The organism is Kitasatospora sp. NPDC036755, from assembly GCF_040636595.1.
In the GTDB taxonomy this organism is placed as follows: Bacteria; Actinomycetota; Actinomycetes; order Streptomycetales; family Streptomycetaceae; genus Kitasatospora.
Genome location: NZ_JBEZUT010000036.1, coordinates 19,811 through 38,575, shown reverse-complemented (window position 1 = coordinate 38,575; position 18,765 = coordinate 19,811). Strand labels below are relative to the sequence as shown.

17 protein-coding genes and 2 pseudogenes are annotated in these 18,765 nt (G+C 72.6%); 14 read left to right on the top strand and 5 right to left on the bottom strand.

Going from position 1 to position 18,765, the window contains the following annotated elements:
- The first annotated feature begins 392 nt into the window (after positions 1-392).
- The 3 genes from AB0E96_RS08450 (at position 393) to AB0E96_RS08440 (ending at position 2,701) form a co-directional block, all read left to right on the top strand.
- Positions 393-695, top strand: coding sequence for a hypothetical protein (locus AB0E96_RS08450; RefSeq protein ID WP_359820164.1), 303 nt, complete (start codon positions 393-395; stop codon positions 693-695).
- Positions 696-821: 126 nt separating this feature from the next.
- A complete protein-coding gene (locus AB0E96_RS08445; RefSeq protein ID WP_359820162.1) occupies positions 822-2,063 on the top strand; it encodes a GNAT family N-acetyltransferase in 1,242 nt (413 codons plus the stop codon).
- A gap of 68 nt (positions 2,064-2,131) precedes the next feature.
- Positions 2,132-2,701: a hypothetical protein gene (locus tag AB0E96_RS08440; RefSeq protein WP_359820160.1), complete on the top strand. Its 570-nt coding sequence runs from the start codon at positions 2,132-2,134 to the stop codon at positions 2,699-2,701.
- Between the two features lie 104 nt (positions 2,702-2,805).
- On the opposite strand, the gene AB0E96_RS08435 is transcribed toward AB0E96_RS08440, so the two are convergent.
- Complete coding sequence (locus AB0E96_RS08435) at positions 2,806-4,863, bottom strand: glycogen debranching N-terminal domain-containing protein (protein ID WP_359820157.1); 2,058 nt, start codon at positions 4,861-4,863, stop codon at positions 2,806-2,808.
- A 208-nt stretch (positions 4,864-5,071) separates the two neighbouring features.
- On the opposite strand from AB0E96_RS08435, the gene AB0E96_RS08430 reads away from it, so the two are divergent.
- Genes AB0E96_RS08430 through AB0E96_RS08415 form a run of 4 tightly spaced genes read left to right on the top strand, consistent with a single transcriptional unit; the run spans position 5,072 to position 9,464 of the window.
- The gene (locus tag AB0E96_RS08430) at positions 5,072-6,064 is read left to right on the top strand and encodes a substrate-binding domain-containing protein (protein WP_359820154.1); all 993 of its coding nucleotides are present in this window, start codon (positions 5,072-5,074) and stop codon (positions 6,062-6,064) included.
- A 56-nt stretch (positions 6,065-6,120) separates the two neighbouring features.
- Positions 6,121-7,374 carry an extracellular solute-binding protein gene (locus tag AB0E96_RS08425; RefSeq protein ID WP_359820152.1) on the top strand — a complete coding sequence of 418 codons (1,254 nt, stop codon included), beginning with the start codon at positions 6,121-6,123 and terminating at the stop codon, positions 7,372-7,374.
- A 7-nt stretch (positions 7,375-7,381) separates the two neighbouring features.
- Positions 7,382-8,491 (top strand): sugar ABC transporter permease, encoded by a 1,110-nt coding sequence (locus AB0E96_RS08420; protein WP_359820151.1) that lies wholly within the window; start codon positions 7,382-7,384, stop codon positions 8,489-8,491.
- Positions 8,478-9,464 carry a carbohydrate ABC transporter permease gene (locus AB0E96_RS08415; protein WP_359820148.1) on the top strand — a complete coding sequence of 329 codons (987 nt, stop codon included), beginning with the start codon at positions 8,478-8,480 and terminating at the stop codon, positions 9,462-9,464. The genes AB0E96_RS08420 and AB0E96_RS08415 overlap by 14 nt, the downstream gene beginning before the upstream one ends.
- Before the next feature lie 100 nt (positions 9,465-9,564).
- On the opposite strand, the pseudogene AB0E96_RS08410 reads toward AB0E96_RS08415, so the two are convergent.
- Positions 9,565-10,704 (bottom strand): annotated as a pseudogene (locus tag AB0E96_RS08410) (helix-turn-helix domain-containing protein).
- A 68-nt stretch (positions 10,705-10,772) separates the two neighbouring features.
- Between AB0E96_RS08410 and AB0E96_RS08405 the strand changes: the two are divergent.
- Complete coding sequence (locus tag AB0E96_RS08405; protein WP_359820146.1) at positions 10,773-11,066, top strand: DUF1330 domain-containing protein; 294 nt, start codon at positions 10,773-10,775, stop codon at positions 11,064-11,066.
- A 250-nt stretch (positions 11,067-11,316) separates the two neighbouring features.
- Here the strand turns inward: AB0E96_RS08405 and AB0E96_RS08400 are convergent, their stop codons facing one another.
- Positions 11,317-11,520, bottom strand: a complete 204-nt coding sequence (locus AB0E96_RS08400) for a hypothetical protein (RefSeq protein WP_359820143.1) — start codon at positions 11,518-11,520, stop codon at positions 11,317-11,319.
- 21 nt (positions 11,521-11,541) lie between these two features.
- Positions 11,542-11,727 carry a hypothetical protein gene (locus AB0E96_RS08395; protein WP_359820141.1) on the bottom strand — a complete coding sequence of 62 codons (186 nt, stop codon included), beginning with the start codon at positions 11,725-11,727 and terminating at the stop codon, positions 11,542-11,544.
- Positions 11,728-11,930: 203 nt separating this feature from the next.
- On the opposite strand from AB0E96_RS08395, the gene AB0E96_RS08390 reads away from it, so the two are divergent.
- From AB0E96_RS08390 to AB0E96_RS08365, 6 genes and pseudogenes are all read left to right on the top strand, one after another.
- A complete protein-coding gene (locus AB0E96_RS08390) occupies positions 11,931-13,205 on the top strand; it encodes a helix-turn-helix transcriptional regulator (RefSeq protein ID WP_359820138.1) in 1,275 nt (424 codons plus the stop codon).
- A gap of 105 nt (positions 13,206-13,310) precedes the next feature.
- Positions 13,311-13,439 (top strand): annotated as a pseudogene (locus tag AB0E96_RS08385) (transposase family protein); the annotation flags it as partial.
- Positions 13,440-13,451: 12 nt separating this feature from the next.
- A complete protein-coding gene (locus tag AB0E96_RS08380) occupies positions 13,452-13,592 on the top strand; it encodes a hypothetical protein (protein WP_359820167.1) in 141 nt (46 codons plus the stop codon).
- Between the two features lie 443 nt (positions 13,593-14,035).
- Positions 14,036-14,779 (top strand): ATP-binding cassette domain-containing protein, encoded by a 744-nt coding sequence (locus AB0E96_RS08375; RefSeq protein WP_359820135.1) that lies wholly within the window; start codon positions 14,036-14,038, stop codon positions 14,777-14,779.
- A 2-nt stretch (positions 14,780-14,781) separates the two neighbouring features.
- On the top strand, positions 14,782-16,041 hold the full coding sequence (locus tag AB0E96_RS08370) for a hypothetical protein (RefSeq protein ID WP_359820133.1): 1,260 nt from the start codon (positions 14,782-14,784) through the stop codon (positions 16,039-16,041).
- Positions 16,038-16,640: a hypothetical protein gene (locus tag AB0E96_RS08365; protein WP_359820130.1), complete on the top strand. Its 603-nt coding sequence runs from the start codon at positions 16,038-16,040 to the stop codon at positions 16,638-16,640. Before AB0E96_RS08370 ends, AB0E96_RS08365 begins: the two co-directional genes overlap by 4 nt.
- Positions 16,641-16,845: 205 nt before the next feature.
- Here AB0E96_RS08365 and AB0E96_RS08360 read toward each other — a convergent pair whose 3' ends face one another.
- Entirely contained in the window at positions 16,846-18,702 is a 1,857-nt protein-coding gene (locus AB0E96_RS08360) for an RICIN domain-containing protein (protein WP_359820128.1), read from the bottom strand.
- Between the last annotated feature and the right edge of the window lie 63 nt (positions 18,703-18,765).

Below are 18,765 nucleotides of genomic sequence, written 5' to 3'. Positions count from 1 at the left end.
GGTCGCGGGTTCGAATCCCGCAGGCGGCTCAGTGTGAAAGGCCCAGGCCGGATCCAATCCGGCCTGGGCCTTTTTGCGTGCCGTGGGCGGGGCCGCCAGCCCGCAGGCCACCCGCAGCGTCGTCGTCCTCATGGGTTCCCCTCCCTCAGGGCCTGGCCCCTGGCTCCGGCCGAGCCAACCGTCCGTCGCGGCCGCGGTCAACCCGGACCTCCCCGCGATGGGCACGATTTCGCCAAGCCCCGCACACAGTGGGCGCGCACCGCCCACACCGGCCGAGCCGGGAGATGCCCCGAACCGGCGACACTCGCGCTAAACCCGAAGCAACGCGGGCATTTCACCCATGCGTTGCTCGCCGAGGCAACGCCCGCGCCGTCGAACGAAAGGCAGAAGCGATGAGCATGATCCAGACCGGCAAGCTGCAGTTGAGCTCCAGCAGTGCCACGGAGCTGACCGGCGGAGCCACGTCGACCTTCACCCAGGTCACCTTCCCCTCGCCCTTCCCCGACACCGCGACGGTGGTCGTCGTCCCGTTCGTCCAGACGTTCAACGGCCCGGACACCCCGGGGCTGCGGATCGCCGACGTCACCAGCACCGGCTTCAAGATCCGCATGAACGAACTCGTGGGCAGCGGGCGGGCGTTGTCCGACGGGCCGCACACCTCCGAGACGGTCGGCTGGATCGCGAGCACCGTGTAGGCCCGGGGGCCCTTGCGGCCCGGGCCGCAAGGGCCCTGCCCGGGAGCCGGCCCCGCCCCCAGCCGTCGTTTGCCGGAGCGGCGAAACCCCCTGGACACGGCCGGCCGCCGGTGCGAGGGTCCGGTCATGACCGTCGACGAACCATTCGCCCTTCCCCTCCCCCTGCCCGGCGGCCTGCTGCTGCGCGAGCCCGGACCGGCCGACCTGGAGCAGATCGGCGCGCTGCTCGCGAAGCGCCTCGCGCCGCAGGACGCGCTCGACCACCGCCTGGTGGTCGAGGACCCGGACGCCGGCTGGTCGGCCTGCGCCGTGGTGGTCGACGGCGACCGGGTGGTGTCCACCGCCACCCTGCTCGACGAGGAACTGCGCCTCGGCGACGTCCGGCTGCCCGCCGGGCAGGTCGAACTGGTCGCCACCGACGAGGAGTACGAGGGCCGCGGCCTGGTCCGGGCACTGCTGCGGTGGGCGCACGCCCGCTCCGCCGCCCGCGGGCACGTGGTCCAGGTGATGATCGGAATCCCGTACTTCTACCGGCAGTTCGGCTACGAGTACGCGATCGACATCCCGGTCTCGCGTCCCGTGCACGGCACCCCGGCCTTCGAGGGCGGGGAGCCCGCCCTGCGCACCGCCCGGGCCGCGGACCTGCCCGCCCTGGCCGCGCTCCAGGAGCGGACGCAGCGCGGCTTCGACCTCGCGATGGCCCACTCCCCCGCCCGCTGGCGCTGGCTGCTGGCGCACGACGCGAGCACGCTGCGGGTGGTCGAGCGCGCCGGCGAGGCGGTGGCCGTGGGACGCACCACCCCGGTGGACGACGGGGAGTTCCACCTCGCCGAGGCGGCCGCCACGGACGACCGGGCGGCACGCGAACTCCTGGCCGGCGTGGCCGCGTCGGAACCCGGCGCACGGCTCCACGTGGTGCACCGGCCCGGCACCCTGCCGGCCACCGTCTGGCACGACCTCCTCGACCACACGCCGCGCCCCGGGGCGGAGCAGTACTACGTCCGCATCCCAGATCCGGCCGCGCTGCTCGACCGGCTGCGCCCACTGCTGGGGCAGCGCCTCACCGCCGCCGGCGTGGACCGCACCGGCCGCGACCTGCTGCTCTCCACCTACCGCGCGCACTACCGGATCCCGGTCGGCGAGCAGGGGCCGGGCGAGGTGGTCACGGGCGCCACGATGCGGGGCCCGGGCGAGGAGGACTGCCTGTGCGTGGCCCCGGACCAGCTGGCGGCGCTGCTCTTCGGGCCGTACGGGATCGAGGGGTTGAGCCGGCTGCGGCCGGACGCGTACGTCCGCGGGGAGGACGAGGCGTACCGGGCGCTGTTCCCGCCGCTGACGGCGGACCTGTTGACGTACTACCTGCCGTGAGGCGCTGCGCCCCGGGCTCACGCGACCCCCTGTCGGGGCCCGGCCGCCCGGGGAGTAGTGTGCGCCCCGTGAACGAACTGATCTTCCGGGGGAAAGACCTGTTCCGCCCCTCCTGGTCCACCTTCGCGGTCCCGCTGCTCGCCCTCGCGGCGCTCGCCGTCCTCGGTTTCCGGGAGCTCGGCGCCCTCGGCACCGGCCTGTTGACGGCCGCGACCGTCCTGGTCGCCGTCCCGGCCTGGATCCTGACGCTCCGATCCTGGAGCCGGGTCGGCGCCGACGGCATCACCGTCTGCTGGGGCATCGGCGGCGGCCGCACCTACGCCTGGGAGGAGGTGCGCTGGCTGGACGTCCGGGAGTTCAACGGCAACGGCATGAGCACGCGTTCGGCCCGGATCCACCTCGCCTCCGGCCGGCGCCGCTCGCTGCCGGGCCTCGGCTCCAGCACGAGGTTCCCCAACAAGGGCTTCGACACGGACTACCGCCGGGTCGTCAACTGGTGGGAGTACAGCACGCCGCCGGAGCAGCGTGTCCTGCCGCGGCGGCGGTTCCGCGACCGGGTGACGCCCGTGGCGGTCGGACTGGGGCTCGGCCTCGTCACGCTTCCGCTGGTCGTCGTCATCGTCTCCGTGATGCGGTAGCACCGGCCGCCGCCGCAGCGGATCGGCCCCGGCTCCCGGGTGGGAGTCGGGGCCGACGTGCGTCCGGACCTGCTGACGGCTGATCACCGGACCTACGGTGCCGGTCAGTCGGCCACGGTGACGGTGAACCCCTCCGGCGCCCGCAGCTCGACCCGGCCCGTGTGGTCGGTCGTCACCCCGATCGGCAGTCCGGCCACGGTCAGCCCGTCGATCCGCAGCGACTCGTACCCGGCGGGCACCCGGGCCCGGACCGTCAGCCGGCGGCCCGGCGCGTCCGCCGTCAGGCCGAGCACCGACTGGAGGACGGTGACGGCGGAGGCGGCGGCCCAGGCCTGCGGCCGGCAGGACGCCGGGTACGGGACGGGCCGGGCGTAGTGCTCGCGCGGGTGGCCGCCGAACAGTTCGGGCAGCCGGTGGTCGAAGGCCGCGGCGGCCCGCACCAGCCCGGCGGCCAGCGGGGCGGCCGCCTCGTGCAGCCCGGCCCGGGCGAGGCCGTGGACGGCGATGGCGCTGTCGTGCGGCCAGACCGAACCGGTGTGGTAGCCGAGCGGGTTGAAGCCGGCGGCGGTCGCGTCCAGGGTGCGCAGCCCGAAGCCGCTCGCCATGCCGGGGCCGGTGAGCCGGCGGGCCACGAGTGCGCTCTCCTCGGCGTCCAGCAGCCCGGTGCCGAGCAGGTGGCCCATGTTGGAGGCGATCGAGTCCACCCTCCGCTTGGCGCCGTCGAGGGCCACCACCGGGTAGCGGCCGTCCTCGTCCTCGGTCCAGAAGTGGGCCCGGAAGCGTTCGCGCAGCCGCTCGGCCCACTCCCGCCAGTGCTCGGCGCCGGGGCGGTCGAAGGCCTCCAGCAGCTCGGCCGCGGCGAGCGCGGCCTCGTGGGCGTACGCCTGGACCTCGCTGAGGGCGATCGGGGCGTCGGCGATCCGGCCGTCGCGGAACCGGATGCTGTCGGAGGAGTCCTTCCAGCCCTGGTTGGACAGGCCGCGGCCGGTGCTGTCCAGGTACTCCAGGAAGCCGTCGCCGTCGGCGTCGGCGTACCGTTCCAGCCAGCCGAGGGCGGCCTCGGCGTGCGGGAGGAGCTCCTCGACCTGGTCGGCGGGCAGGCCCCAGCGCCAGGCGTCGTGCAGCAGGACGAGCCAGAGCGGGGTGGCGTCGGCGGTGCCGAAGTAGCGGGGCGGCAGGTGGGATCCGGTGTCGAGGTGCTGTTCGGCGCGGCGGACCTCGTGGAGGATCTTGCCGGGCTGCTCCTCGGTGGCCGGGTCGGTGGTGCGGCCCTGGCGGCGGGCGAGGGTGCGCAGGGTGCCGGCGGCGAGCTCGGTGCCGAGCGGGAGCAGCATCCGGGCCGCCCAGAGCGAGTCGCGGCCGAACAGGGTGAGGAACCAGGGCGCGCCGGCGCCGAGGAAGGTGTCAGCGGGGCTGAGCGGGTCGGTGAGCAGCAGGCCGCGCAGGTCCTGGTGGGAGCGGGCGAGCCAGTGGCCGAGGTCGTGGTCGCGGCCGGTGACGGCGGGGGTGCGCCAGGGGGCGGCGTCGGCGGGCGGGGCTGGGAAGAGGTCGCCCTCGCGGTGTTCGGCGGTGCACTCCAGGACGGCCTCCCAGGCCTGGCCGGGGGCGAGTTCCAGGTCGTAGCCGAGGGTGCCGGTGGCGGCGTCGAGGTGGTCGGGGACCGGGTCGAGGGCGAGGACGGCGGTGAGCGGGCCGTCGGTCCAGCGCAGCCCGTCGGGTTCGGCGCCGGGGGTGCGGGGGGTGCCGGTGCGGCCGGCCTTGACGGCGTCCATCGCGGCGAAGTCGCTCTCGGCGCGCAGGTCCAGGCGCAGCCGGGCGGTGAGGTCGCCGGCGTTGCGGACGGTGAGGTGTTCGACGAGGCGGCCGGGCCGCAGTTCGCGGCGGCGCTCCAGGGTGACGGCGGGGTCGGCGGTGGCCTCGGCGAGGCCGCGCAGCACGGTGACGAAGGTGGTGGTGCCGTCCGGGGCTTCGGCGGTGGCGACGTGCGCGTCGGGGATTCCGGCGACGATGGCCTCCAGGCGGGAGAGGATCCGCCGGTCCCCGTGGAAGAATCCGTCCGCGCCTTCGCCGATCCGGCCGTCGGGGCGCGAGGCGCAGAAGCTCGGGGCGGCCACGGAGAGCCGGGTGTCGTGGAGGAACGGCTGCAGCTCTGTCGCTGACATGGTGTCTTCATCCTCTGCTGGGGGCTTGACAGTTGCTTCCACCCGGGCGCAACCTTTCTGCCGTTGGAGCGTTCCAAGACATTAACCCCGCTGGTGGGGATGATGGAACCCCCGATTGGAACGCTCCAACATCTGGTCAACGAAGACAGAACCTAGGATCGCCGTCATGAATGCACACTCATCGCCCCGGCCCCGGGCAGGGTCCGCCGTGACCCTCGAAATGGTCGCCGCCCGGGCCGGCGTGGGCCGTCAGACGGTGTCCAACGCGCTCAACTCGCCCGACCTGCTGCGCCCGCAGACCCTGGAACGGGTCCGGCGCGCCATCGACGAACTCGGCTACCGGCCCCACCGGGCCGCCCAGGCGCTGAAGACCAGGGCCAGCCGACTGATCGGCTACGGCCTCCGCTCCAGCAGCACCGGCGTCCCCACCCCCGTCCTCGACCAGTTCCTGCACTCGCTCTCCGAGGCCGCCGACCGGGCCGGCTACCGGGTGGTGCTGTTCGCCGTCGCCCCCGGGGACGACGAACTCACCAGCTACCGCCAACTGCTCGACGAACACGGCGCGGACGGCTTCGTGCTCAGCGGCACCGACCGCGGCGACCGCCGCCAGGGCTGGCTGCACGAACAGGGCGTCCCCTACGTCGCCTTCGGCCGCACCTGGACCGGCCGGGACGTCGGCGACTGGGTCGACGTCGACGGCGCCGCCGGGACATCGGCCGCCGTCCGGCACCTGGCCGGGCTCGGCCACCGCAAGATCGGCTTCCTCGGCTGGCCCAAGGGCTCCGGCGTCGGCGACGACCGCGCCCGCGGCTGGCAGAGCACGATGCGCGAGCTCGGACTGACCACCCGGGGCCGTCGGGCCGAGAGCCCCGACGACCCCGCACACGCCACCGAGGCCGCCGAGCGGCTCCTCGCCGCCGGCGCCACCGCCGTCGTCGCCGCCAGCGACACCCTCGCCCTCGGCTGGTACCAGGCGCTGCGCCGGGCCGGGCGCACCCCGGGGCCGGACGCCGCCGTCATCGGCTTCGACGACTCCCCGATCGCCCCGCTCCTGCACCCCTCGCTGTCCAGCCTCTCCCAGCCGCTCGACGCCGTCGGCCGCGCCTGCATGCGGCTGCTGCTGGAACGCCTCGGCGACCGCCGGCGGCCGACCGAACACGTCCTCCTGAAACCCGAGTTGGTGCTCCGCGAAAGCGTGTGACGCCACTCCCCCGAGCCATCTGCGCCCACCGCACCAACCCTCGCAAGGAGATCCGCATGGCCACCTCCCGCACCCTCGCCGCGGCCGCCGTCTGCGCGGCCGTCACCCTCGGCGCCGTCACCGGCTGCTCCTCCTCCGGCGGCTTCGGCGACTCGACGGCCAAGCAGGCCTCCGGCGGCAAGCAGGACCTGACGGTGCTGATCGCCACCTCCGGCGAGGCCGAGACCGCGGCGGTCAAGGCGGCCACCGCCGCCTGGGCGCAGAAGACCGGAAACACCGTCACCGTGCAGATCGCGAGCAACATCAACCAGCAGCTCGGCCAGGCCTTCGCCGGCGGCAACCCGCCGGACCTCTTCTACGTCAACTCCGACCAGTTCGCCAACTACGCCAAGGGCGGCTCCCTCTACGCGTACGGGGACCTGGTCCCGGACGCCGCGGACTTCTCCGAGCAGCTGCGCAGGGCCTTCAGCCACGACGGCAAGCTCACCTGCCTGCCCAAGGACAGCTCCACCCTGGGCCTGGTGATCAACACCGCCATGTGGCAGCAGGCCGGCCTCACCGAGGCCGACTACCCCACCACCTGGCAGCAGCTCTCCGACGACGCAGCCAAGCTCACCAAGGACGGCGTCACCGGCCTGGTCACCGCCCCCGACTACCAGCGGCTGGGCGCCCTGATGAAGGAGGCCGGCGGCTGGATCACCAACCCCGAGCAGAACGCGATGACCGCCGACAACCCGGCCAACAAGCAGGCCCTGGAGTACCTCCGGACCATGATGAAGGCCGGGTCCGCCAAGTACGTCGCCGAGGTGGACGCCGGCTGGGGCGGCGAGGCGCTCGGCAAGGGCAGGGCCGCGATGACCATCGAGGGAAACTGGCTGAAGGGCGCGATGGCCAAGGACTACCCGGACGTCGGCTACAAGGTGCTCCCGCTGCCCGCCGGCCCGGCCGGCCCCGGCACCCTCGCCTTCAGCAACTGCTGGGGCATCGCCGCCAGGAGCACCCACCAGGCCGCCGGAGTCGACCTCGTCAAGCACCTCACCTCCGCCGAGCAGCAGCTGGAGTTCTCCAAGGCCTTCGGCGTCATGCCCTCGCGCACCAGCGCGCTCGCCACGTACGCCCAGCAGTACCCGGACTCCAAGGCGTGGGTGGACGGCGTCGCCACCTCCCAGCCGCCGGTCACCATCGCCGGCTTCAACCAGGTGCTCACCCAGTTCAACACCGACCTCCAGTCGCTGAGGACCGGGGACCCGGCCACCATCCTGGGCACCCTCCAGCGCAACGGCGAGCAGGCCCTGAAGAATGCCAGGTAGGCGCACCATGGGCACCATACGGGCCATACGGGCCATACGCACCACCCGCACACCCACCACCCGCACCCGCACCGGGCGCGGCCTGCGCGAAGGGGCCTGGGGCTGGCTGTTCACTGGCCCCATGGTCCTCGTCCTCGGCCTCTTCCTGGTCCTGCCCATCGCGATGGCCCTGTGGGTCAGCCTGCTGCACTGGGACGGACAGTCCGACCCCTTCAGCGGCAGCGCGGACTTCGTCGGCCTGGACAACTACCGGCGGCTGTTCGCCGAGGACGGCCTGGACCGCACGCTCTTCGCCACCTCGATGCGCAACACCCTCTACTACGTCCTGCTGACCGTCCCGCTCCAGACGGCGCTGGCCCTCGTCCTCGCCATCACCGTCAACCAGCGGCTACTGCGCGGCCGCGGCGCCCTGCGCACGGTGTTCTACTTCCCGTCCGTCACCAGCTCGATCGCCGTCTCCACGGTCTTCCTGTTCCTCTTCCAGGGCAGCGGCGCCGTCAACCGGATACTCGGCCGGCTCGGCGTCCAGGGGCCGAACTGGTTCGCCGACCCACGCGGACTGGTCTGGCTGGTCCTCGGCCGGCTCGGCGTCGACCAGCCCGCCCCCGGCCCGGGCGGGCCGCTCGGACTCTCGTGGTCCGAGTGGTTCGCCGGCCCCTCCGTCGCCATGTGCACCCTGATCCTGATGGCGGTCTGGACCACCTCCGGCACCTTCATGCTGATCTTCCTCGCCGCCCTCCAGGACATCCCGCGCGAACTGGAGGAAGCCGCCGCCCTGGACGGCGTCAACCGCCGCCAACTGCTGCGCCACGTCACCCTGCCCGCGCTGCGGCCCGTCCTGTTCCTGGTCCTCACCCTCGGGCTGATCTCCACCTGGCAGGTCTTCGACCAGATCTACGTGATGGGCAAGGGCGCCCCCGGCAACACCACCCTCACCCCCGCCTACCTGTCCTACTCGGCCGGCTTCGACAACGCCGACTACGGGCAGGGCGCCGCCATCGCGTTCGTCCTGCTCGGCCTGATCCTGCTGCTCACCGCCGCCCAGCGGTGGGTGCTGCGGGAACGGGACGGCAAGCCGCGAGGCGGCCGGAAGGGAGCCCGCCGTGCCGCGCACTGACACCCCGCGCGCCGATGCCCCGGGTGCCGATGCCCCGCGTGCTGCCGGCCCGGGTACCGATGCCTCGCGTGCTGACGCCCCGCGTGCTGCCGACCCGCGGGCCGAGGAGCGGCCGGTCCTCGGCCGCTTCCCCGGACCGCTGCGGTACCTCGGCTACGCGGCGCTGGCCGGCTTCGCGCTGCTCTACCTGCTGCCGTTCCTGCTGCAGCTGGTGAACAGCGTCAAGACCGACCCGGACGCGGCCGCCCACCCGATGTCCCTGCTGCCGGACGGCGGCACCCTCGCCTCCTACCGGCGCCTGTTCGGCCTGGCCGACGGCGTGGAGAACGTCCCGTTCCTGCGCTGGCTGGGCAACAGCGTGGTGGTGACCGTCCTGGTCACGGCCGGCCGGGTGCTGTTCGACTCGATGGCGGGCTACGCGCTGGCCCGGATCAGGTTCCCCGGCCGCCGGCTGCTCTTCGCCTTCGTCCTGGCCGTGATGGCCGTGCCCGGCGTGGTGCTGCTGATCCCGAAGTTCCTGGTGCTGAAGAGCTTCGGCATGTTCGACACCTACAGCGGAATGGTCCTGCCCCTGCTGGTCGACGCCGCCGGGATCTTCATCATGAAGCAGTTCTTCGAGTCGGTGCCGCGCGAGATCGAGGAGGCCGCGCGGATCGACGGTGCCGGAACCTTCCGGATCTTCTGGTCCGTCGTGCTGCCCATGTCCCGGCCCTCGCTGATCACCCTCACGGTGCTCTCCTTCCAGGGCTCCTGGAACGAGTTCACCCACTTCCTCGTCTCCACCCAGTCCAGCGACCACGACACCCTCACCACCGGCCTCGCCCACTTCGTCGCCGGCGGCCTCGGCTCCGGCACCCAGTACCCGCTCAAACTGGCGGCGGCCCTCGTCTCCACCGTCCCGGTGGCCGTGCTGTTCTTCTGCTTCCAGCGCCACTTCGTCCGCGGCGCCAACTCGGGCTCCTCCAAGGGGTGAAGCCTGTTGCGGAAGGTCCGGTGCGGGCCGTCGTGGGTGGGGTGGCCCGCAGGTCGGAACGGACACCGGGCCACTGTCACCCGACCTTCCGCGACAAGCTTCAGGAGGGACCGGAGCCCGCACCGCCGGCGGCCGGATCCGGGGCACGGAAGGTACGGCGGTACGCCGACGGGGCGACTCCCGCCTCCGCCGCGAGGTGCCGCCGCAGCGAGGTGGCGGTGGCGAACCCGACCTCGTGGGCGACACGTTCCACCGGCAGATCGCTGGACTCCAGCAGGTGCCGGGCCCGCCGCACCCGCTGCGAGGTCAGCCACCGGCCGGGGCTCAGACCGGTCTCCTCCTTGAAGCGCCGGGCGAAGGTACGGGTGCTCATCGCCGCGTGCTCGGCCAACTCGTCCAGGGTCAGCGGAAGTTCGAGCCGCAGCAGGGCCCAGTCACGGGTCGGCCCGGTGCCGGTCGCGCCCGTCGGCGGCAGTGGCCGCTCGATGTACTGGGCCTACCCACCATCCCGGTACGACGGCATGACGCAGAAGCGGGCGGCCTGGTTGGCGACCTCGATGCCGTGGTCCTGGCGCAGCAGGTGCAGGCAGACGTCGAAGCCGCTGGCCGCCCCCGCCGAGGTCAACACGTCACCGTGGTCGACGAAGAGAACGCCGGCGTCGAGCTCGACCCGGGGGAACTGCTCCCGGAAGCGGTCGCCGAGCGCCCAGTGGGTGGTGGCCCGACGCCCGTCGAGGAGACCGGCGCCGGCCAGCAGGAAGGCACCGCTGCAGATCGACACCAGCCGGGTGCCGGGCCGCAGACCGGAAAGCGCCTCCAGGGCCTTCGCGTTCGTCGTGGCGGCCGATCCCCGGGGTATCGCGTACCCGGGGACGATCACGGTGTCCGCCTCGGCCAGCACCTCGGGCCCGTGCCCGGGGGTGACCGTCAGGTCCGAGACGGTGCGCACCGGCTTCCCGTCCACGCCCGCGGTCACCACCTCGTACCGGCCACCGGCGGCGCCCAGGACGTGCTGAGGTATGCCCAGTTCGAAGGGATAGATCCCGTCGAGCACCAGGACGACCACCTTGTGGACGCCGGGCCGCGGTTCGGGAGGTACCACGCGATCCGCTTCGGCGGCACGACCGGCCACATCACGGGATCCGGACGCACCGGGGGCGGCATGGTGAACGGGCATGGCGCGAATGTATCGAAGACTGACCTTCCCGCCATGGCCGGGGCCGACCCGAACGGCAAGGATCGAGGCATCGATCGATCCGAGCACCCATTCGACGTCGGACATGTCCGGCCGAACTCAGGAGGTTTCCCATGGCCAAGGGCTACTGGGTCAGTGTCTACCCCGCCACCACCGACCCCGAGAAGCTGACCGCCTACGACCAGCTGGCAGGCCAGGCCGTCCGCGCCGCGGGCGGGCGCCTCCTGTCCCGCGGCACCCGAGTCGTCGCCCGCGAGGCCGGAACCACGCACCGCGCCGTCCTGATCGAGTTCGACAGCCTCGAACAGGCGGTCGCCGCCTACGAGAGCGAGGCCTACCAGAAAGCCCTGACGGCCCTCCCCGACGGCTTCCAGCGCGACTTCCGCATCATCGAAGGCATCGACTGACCGACACCCCCGGCCGTCGCCGAGCACCCGGCACCAGCACCCTCGCGGCCGTGCGCAGCTCGTCACCCGCGCATCCCCGCGCGACGGCCGCAGGCACTTCGAGCACGAGTGCATCCCAACTCGGTTCTGTCGCTGTGGGATTCCGTGGACCGGACAGAGGGCCTCGTCAAGGATTTCCAGCAGCAGGCGAACTGACCACGACACCCCGCTCGGCTTCGGCCGAGCGGGAGCGCGTTTCTTGTGTCTGCGGCTACCCGAACGGCAGCACAGCGGTGCTGCGCCGGCCCAGGGTGCGCGCGTAGTCGACCGCCCGGCCGTCGAGGGCCCGATAGTTCAGCACCGGATCGCCGGCGGCAACGAGGGCGGTCGCGCACCCCAGGCACCACGGCTGCGGGGGGTCGATGTCCAGGTCCTCGATGACTGCGTCCGCTGTGCACTCGGTGCAGATCGACATGCCGCCGGCTCTCCTTCTCGCTCAGGCCCAGCTGGAGCCGCACTGGGTGCAGCCCCACCGGCCGTCCATCGTCTGGTAGGTGGATCCCGACCCGCAGACCGGGCACGCCATGGCGGTCACGGTCTGGTCGCCGTTCAGCACGGTACCGGGCTGCGGGGTGTCCTGGCCGGTGATCGGGGTCGGCCGGTCGAGCAGGGCTGCACTCATGACACACTCTCCTCTGGCTGAGGGGTGGATGGGGATGCGCCCGGCCGGGGCACTCACAAGGGTTCCCGCCCCGCAGCTGCTCGGGGAGGCATGGAGAGGTGCTCCGCACGCCGTGTGCGTGCCCCGCACACCCTGTGCGCGCCCTGCCTTCGGGCGCGGGCCGGCCAGTACGGTTACGGCCCCGTGCAGTCGGAGGGGGCCTCGTGTCACGTCAGCGTCGGCTCGGGGCGGTCATCAGGGCCGCCCGGTGTGCACAGCGGATGACGCAGGCCGAGTTGGGCCGGGCCTGCGGGTACTCGGCCTCGGCTATCAGTCGGGTGGAGGCGGGTCTGCTGCGGCCGGCCGAGCAGCCGCTCGCCGTGATCGTCCGGGTGTTGGGCCTGCGGCTTGACGCGCTCGGCCTGGAGCGAACGGCTACGCTGGCGCGATATGTGACCCAGGATCAGGAGGACGTCATGCTCCGCAGGCAGCTGTTGGTGGCCGGCATGGCGGCGGCCGGTACCTCGATGCTCCCGTCGACCTCGGCGGCTGCGGCGCGGCCGGATGCGTCGGCCCGAATCGTTGGGGCGCTGTACGAGCCGGCGGCATCGGTCCCGGTGTCTCTGCACCAACTTGGCCAGGAGTTGTCCGCAGCGCGAGCCCGGTTCACCGCGGCCCGGTACGAGGACCTCGGCGCCGCCCTGCCCAGCCTGCTGGGTACGGCGCAGGCAACCCGGGAAACGTTGTCCGGCCGGGCCCGGGAGCAGGCGCACGCATGCGTCGCCCGCGCCTGGGTGCTGGCTACGGAACTCGCGGTGAAGGCACACGCAGATGTGGCGTGGCCAGCGGCGGACCGGGCGCTCGCCGCGGCTGAGGCCAGCGGCGACCCGGTGGTCCGCGGGGAGGCGGCCCGGGTCCTGGCCATCACGATGCGGCGAGCCGGGCGGCCTGCTGCGGCAGTGGACCTCCTGCGCCGGACGGCCGAATCGCTCGACCAGGCCCCAGGCGACACGTCGCGTGCGGTGGCGGCCTCCCTGCTGATGACGGCGTCCTACACGGCGGCGTGCGGGCAGCGCCGCGCGGATGCCCTTGAGCTGATGGCAGGTGCCGAGGACGCGGTGGGCCGTTTGACCGCCGCAGAGCGGCAGCGGACGGACCTGTTCACGGTCGACGCCACCAACGCGCAGGCCGACCTGTACTGGATCGGCGTGCACACCGCGCTGGGCACCCCTGACGAGGCCGTACCGTATGCAGCGCGTATCGCGCCGGCACGGCTGCCGACGACCGAGCGGCGGGCCCGGTACGGGACAGACTGCGCCCGCATGTGGCACCGCCTCGGCGACCGCCACCGAACGCTCGCGGCCCTACAGTTCACAGAACGGGTCGCGCCCGAGGAAGCACGGCGGCCTGCCCTGCGGGCACTGACGGCAGACCTCCTGTACGCGCCGGTCACGGTCGCGGGTGTGCGAGAACTCGCCGCGCGCACGGGCGTTTCGTAGAAGGGGTTCGGCCTTCGGAGACTTCTGCGACGAAGTACCAACGGCGGCGGATTGCTGGACTCCGCCGCCGATGCCTTCCCGCCACCAGCAGCGGTTCGTCTCGCCGTGCGGTCGGTGGCGGTGTCCGCCGCCTGCCCGGGGTGCGGGCGGAGGTCGTCACGGCTGCACTGCTATTACCGGCGGCTTCTTGCAGACCGTCCGGTAGCCGGTCGGCGAGTGCGGCTGGACCTGAGGGCGCGTCGTCTCGTGTACGAGAACGACCGGTGCGGACGGCGGACGTTCGCCGAGCAGATCCAGGATCTGACGTCCCGGCACGCGCGTCGCACGACCGCGCTCAACGCCCAGCTCACCGACATCGCGCTGTTCCTGGGCGGCAGGGCCGGGTAGGTCAGTAGTGGTACGGAGATCGGTCTGGTCTCCGCCGACCCGGGTGTGGAAGACTCGCCAGGTCGCTTCAATAGGCGCCGCCGGGGCGCCCGAGGTCCGATCGCGGGCCGAACCAGCGGGAGTAAGAGGCGGTGCAGGCGGTAGCCGCACGCGTGACGCGCGATCGGCGTCCTGAGTAGACCCCGCTGGATCCCGGCCTCGATCGCCTCCATGTGATCAGCCGGCAGCACCCGGGTCGGAAGCAGAGGACTGACCCCGGCCTGGCCCCGGCCGACGGAGGACCGCTATCCCCAGCAGCGAAGCGCCGACGCCCTTGCGGCGGTCACCGCCCGACAGGTTCGTACCAGGAATCCGGCATTTCCACGTTTCTGTAGGAAAAGCAAGCCTAGTCGACTGGACTACCACATCTCCCACCAGCTCAAATGCAAAACGGATCGGTGATTATGCCTGTTCAAGTAACTGACTGCTCCTTCGGCTACCGCAAGGGCTCCCGAGTCCTGGATTCCTTCAGCCTCAGCCTGGGCACCGGCTGCAGTGTCCTGCTCGGCCCGAACGGCGCCGGCAAGTCGACCCTGCTCGGCCTGATGGCCTCCGCCCTCAGGCCCGAAGCCGGTCGCATCACGCTCGACGGACTGGACACCAGCAGCTCCAAGGACCTCAAGGCCTACCGCCGGAAGGTCGGTTGGCTCCCCCAGCAAGTGCGGCCGGTACCCGGCCTACGCGTGCGGGAGCAAGCCGCCTACGCCGGCTGGCTCAAAGGCATGTCGCGCAGCGAAGCCTGGGACCAGTCACAAAAGGCCATCCACAAGGTCGGGCTCACCACACTCGCGGACCGGCGCAGCGGGGAGCTGTCCGGCGGACAGTTACGACGGCTGGGAATCGCGCAGACCTTGGTGCACAGTGCCCAGGTCGTACTCCTGGACGAACCCACCGCGGGCCTCGACCCGGTCCAACGCGGGGTCTTCCGGGAGCTGATCGGCGAGCTGCGCCATCTCACGAGTTTCGTCGTCTCCACTCATCAGACCGAGGACCTGGCCGAGATCTACGACTCGGTCGTCGTCCTCGACCGGGGAACGGTGCGCCATCAAGGGCCCATCGAGTCCTTCCTGGCCCTCGCGCCGCACGGTGTCTCCGCGGAACGGCGTGCCGAGGCCGCCTACGCCGGCATCGTCACCGGGGAGGTGTGACCGTGCCCTGGCGCAGCATCATCCGGATCTCATCGGCCGTGCGGGCCATGCCCGTCCTGCTCGTGTGGATCGCGATGTACAGCGGCAAAATGACCGGCTGGATCACCGACGGCTACTGGCCTTCCGTCACCGCCCAGAGCAGCTTCCTGCTCAACTTCACCGCACCCGCCGTCGCGGCCTGCGGAGCCTGGGAAGGCCTCAGGGTGCGCCAGTCCGCGGTGCTCGGTACCGCGCCCGCCCGTTCCGCCACCGCCATCGCTCTCTCCGTCCTGGCTCCGACCCTGGCCCTCGGCACCGTGTCCGTCCTGACCGCCCTCGCCCTGTTCGTGCCGCAGGCCGGCGGCATCCCCGGCTGGTCCGTGCCCGTCATCATCCTCCTGGAACTGCTCGTCGTTCTCGCGCACACCGTGGTCGGCTACGTGCTCGGACAGATGCTGCCGCGGCTGCTCGCCGTACCCCTGACCCTCATCGCCGGCTTCCTGTGGATGGCCTACCCGTCGACCCTCGACGCCTTCTGGGTCCGCCAGCTCAACGGCCGCAACCTCACCGAGTGCTGCGCCCTGGACCAGGTGCCGGCCACCCGGGCGGTCCTCGCCCCGGCCGTCGTGGCTGTCGGGATGGTGGGTGCTGCCTGGATCTGGACGCTGCTGCGCGGGAACAACCGGATCACCGCAATCCTGGCACTGGCGGCCACGACAGCCGCAGGTGCGTGGATCGCCGCACCTCTCGGCTACCGTGCGGCGCAGGCACGCCCGCAAAGCGAGCAGACCTGCACCACGACGGAGCCGCGGGTGTGCCTGTGGCCCGAGCAGAAGGCCGACGCCGCCCGCATCACCGACTGGGCCCTCGAGGCCCAGCAGCGCCTGAACGCCGCGGGCCTGACGCAGACCGCGACGGTGTCACCGCTCTCCGCCCGCCCCGGCAAGGACGAGGTGCAGTCGCTCGTCGCACTGGGACACCTCCCCAACGGGGCTCCCGACTGCGCCAAGGAGCCGTTCGCCCGCTGGCCCGGATCCGAGGCCGTCGCCTCCCTGTCGTCCTGGCTCAAGCTCACGGCCGGAGTCACCCCCGGGACAGTCGAAGGCCACTACCGGCCGCAGGACGTCCAGATCGCCCGTCAGGTCATGGCGCTCCCGCAGGCCGAACAGCTCGCGTGGTTCCGGAAGAACGCGGACACCGTGGGCCGCTGCGACGTCAAGCCGGTCCTGGCCCCCGCGCAATACCACCAGCCGGGCACGCCGTCCTTCCAGGCGGCCCGATGATCTGGTGGCTGCGCATCAGGTACGTTCCCGCCGTCGCCGTCGGCCTACTCACCTGCATCCTGCTCGGCAGCGGCGCCGACTCCGTGACGGTCCCCATCCCGGTGGTGATCGGCGGGCTGACGTTCGACCTTCCCATGTCCTCGCTCCTTCCGCTGGTCCCCGCCTGCCTGATCCTGGAAGGCCAGGCCCGCGCCGACGCCGTCGCGGAGCGCGTCGCGGTCCGCGCCGTGGCCGGCTGGGACGCGCTGTTCATGGCCGCATGTGTCCTGGCCTGCGCGCTGGCCGCCGGCGTTGCGGCCATGGCCGGGGCGGGCAGCGCCGCCATGGCCATGGCCCGCGACTTCGCCGGCTACCTCGGCCTCGCACTCATCGTTCGCCGACTCGCCGGAGCACGTGTCGCCGCGGTGGCCACCGCGCTGTTCCCCTTCCTGTGCGTCTCCTTCGGCCTGGTACACAACAGACCCAGCATCTGGGCCTGGCCACTGCACGACGCCACATCCACCACCGCATCCCTGCAAGCAATGGCCCTGCTCGCCATCGGCGCCGTCTCACTCCTCCTCCCCCCGCCGCGCCGGCACGTCGGTGCCGATGACGAATGACGCCCGACCGCATCCGGTCCTCCGGCGCCGCGAGGGGGCGGGGTCGTGGCGGGCGCAGACCTGGGCGCACAGCCCGAGGCGGTCTCCGTTTCTCGGCTCCGGAATCTGGCAGGTAGCCCTCTGTCACGGTCGCAGCCGTGTCCTCGCACAGGTGGATCTGGCGGAGGGACATCGCGGCACCGATGCCCCCGTGGTGCCGAGGCGGTCACCGGCGGGGGCCGTAGTCCCAGTAGTGGTCCGGATAGTCACCGCACGGGTACTGCATCAGCGGGGCCTGCGGGGCGTTGCTGCCGTGGGAGACGGCGAGGCACTGGCGGCTGCCGCCGTTGACGATGCGGATGCCGTGCGGCCACTTCTCGATCCTCCAGGACTGGCTGGGGTCGTCCTCGCACGCCGACTGGACGACCTGGGCCGCGGCTTCAGCGCTGGACTCCCGGACGGCGAGGCACAGCGAGCTGTTGTAGCTGACGATCCGGTAGTAGGAGTCGCCTTCGCCGTCCGTGTAGGCCTTCCTGGCCTCCCAGAAGTGGTCCGGGTAGTCCCCGCAGGGGAACTGCTGGACTTGCAGGCCCTCCTCCCGGCCCCCGCCGGGCGTGGCCATGCACTGCAGGCTGTTGCCGTTTCTGATCGCCACCGCTCCCGCCGGCGGGAGCACGGGAGCCCCACCGAGGCGCCTGGGTACCGGGGGACCCGTCACCGGCACCGGCGCAGAGGCGGTGGGCAGCGGTGGCGGTGCGGACGGGCTGCTGCGGTCCGACGGTGCAGGGGCTACGGCTTCCCGCGGGGCACCGGCTCCTGCGGCCGGCAGCGCCGTACGGGCCTGCGGGGCCTCCGTCCCGACAGCCCGCGGGGGCTCGCTGTCCGGCGGGCGGGAGGCCGGCGCGGTGGTGGGAGCCGAGGGTGAAGGGCCGGCCCCCGTCGGGGAGGAGGAGCCGCCGACGGCGCCCGTCTCCGGCCCCACCCCGGGTACCGCCGTCGGGTGGACCGTGTCGAGGGAAGCGTACGTCGGCCCCGGGTGTCCCAGCTGCATACCCACCAGGACACCACCCAGGACCAGGACTGCGGCCAGCAGCGCCGCGACGAGCGTCGTCGGCCCGGTCCGGACCCGGCCATCCCGTGCGCCCGCGGACGGCCTGCGGGACGGGCCAACGAGCACCGCACCCGGTACGAGCCTGCCGGTCGGGCGATTGTCTGTGACTTCGACCAGCTCACCGCGGACAATCCCGGAGTCGGTTGCGGTGGGAACCATCCGGCTCACTTCCCGGCGCCGGCCGACCAGGGCCGCCCGCACCGTCACCAGCTCGGCCTCCAGCCGTCGCAGCACCGGCAGGTGGGCCCGCACCCCGTCCGCCACCACCGGCTCGGCGCCCGGCTCCCGGCCGTCGTCCGCCCGGGCCCGCGTACTCTCCTGATCGACCAGCAGCCCGACGGCATCCCGTTCCGACCGCGCTGCCTGCCGCACCTCGTGGGCGCTCTGCCTGATGGACCGTACCTCGGCCAGACAACGCGTCGCCTCCCGCAGCCGGGACCGCCGGAGCTCCGCCGCGCCCCCGTCGACGGCCGGTTGCCGCACGGCAGGGCCTGGTTCGTCCGCGGAACCGGTACCCAGCTCGCCCCGCAGCTCACCCACGATGGCCAAGAGCACTCGAATCAGCTCCTCCGCCTGCGACACGCCCTCCTCGGCCAGCAGCTGCGCGTGCCGGGCCCGGTCCAGTGCCTGTTGCGCGGCCGACCGATGGGCGGCCAACCGTTTCACGGCGGTCGGCCCGAGTCCTTCCGCCGCGTGTGCCGCCTGCTCGTGCAGGTGAGCGGCACGAGCCAGCAGCACCTCCCGGGCACGCGGCTCCGCCGCGTGGTCGTGGACCAGTCGCCGGAGCAGGTGCCACGGGATGTCCTTCTCCCCGGAGCGGTACTCGCTCCAGACGGTCCTGCCGCCGGGGTAGCGCTGGGCCAGCTTGCGGACGGTGATCCCAGAGGTCAGCTCCCGAAGGAAGCCGGCCAGGGCGTTCGCCTGCTCGGTCTCTCCCTTGAACCGGCCCTGCGGACGTCCAACACCAGCCACCCGGTTCCTCCTTGTCCCATGGCCCTGTCCGCGGCCAAACCGGGTTGTCCGCCGCTCACCTGG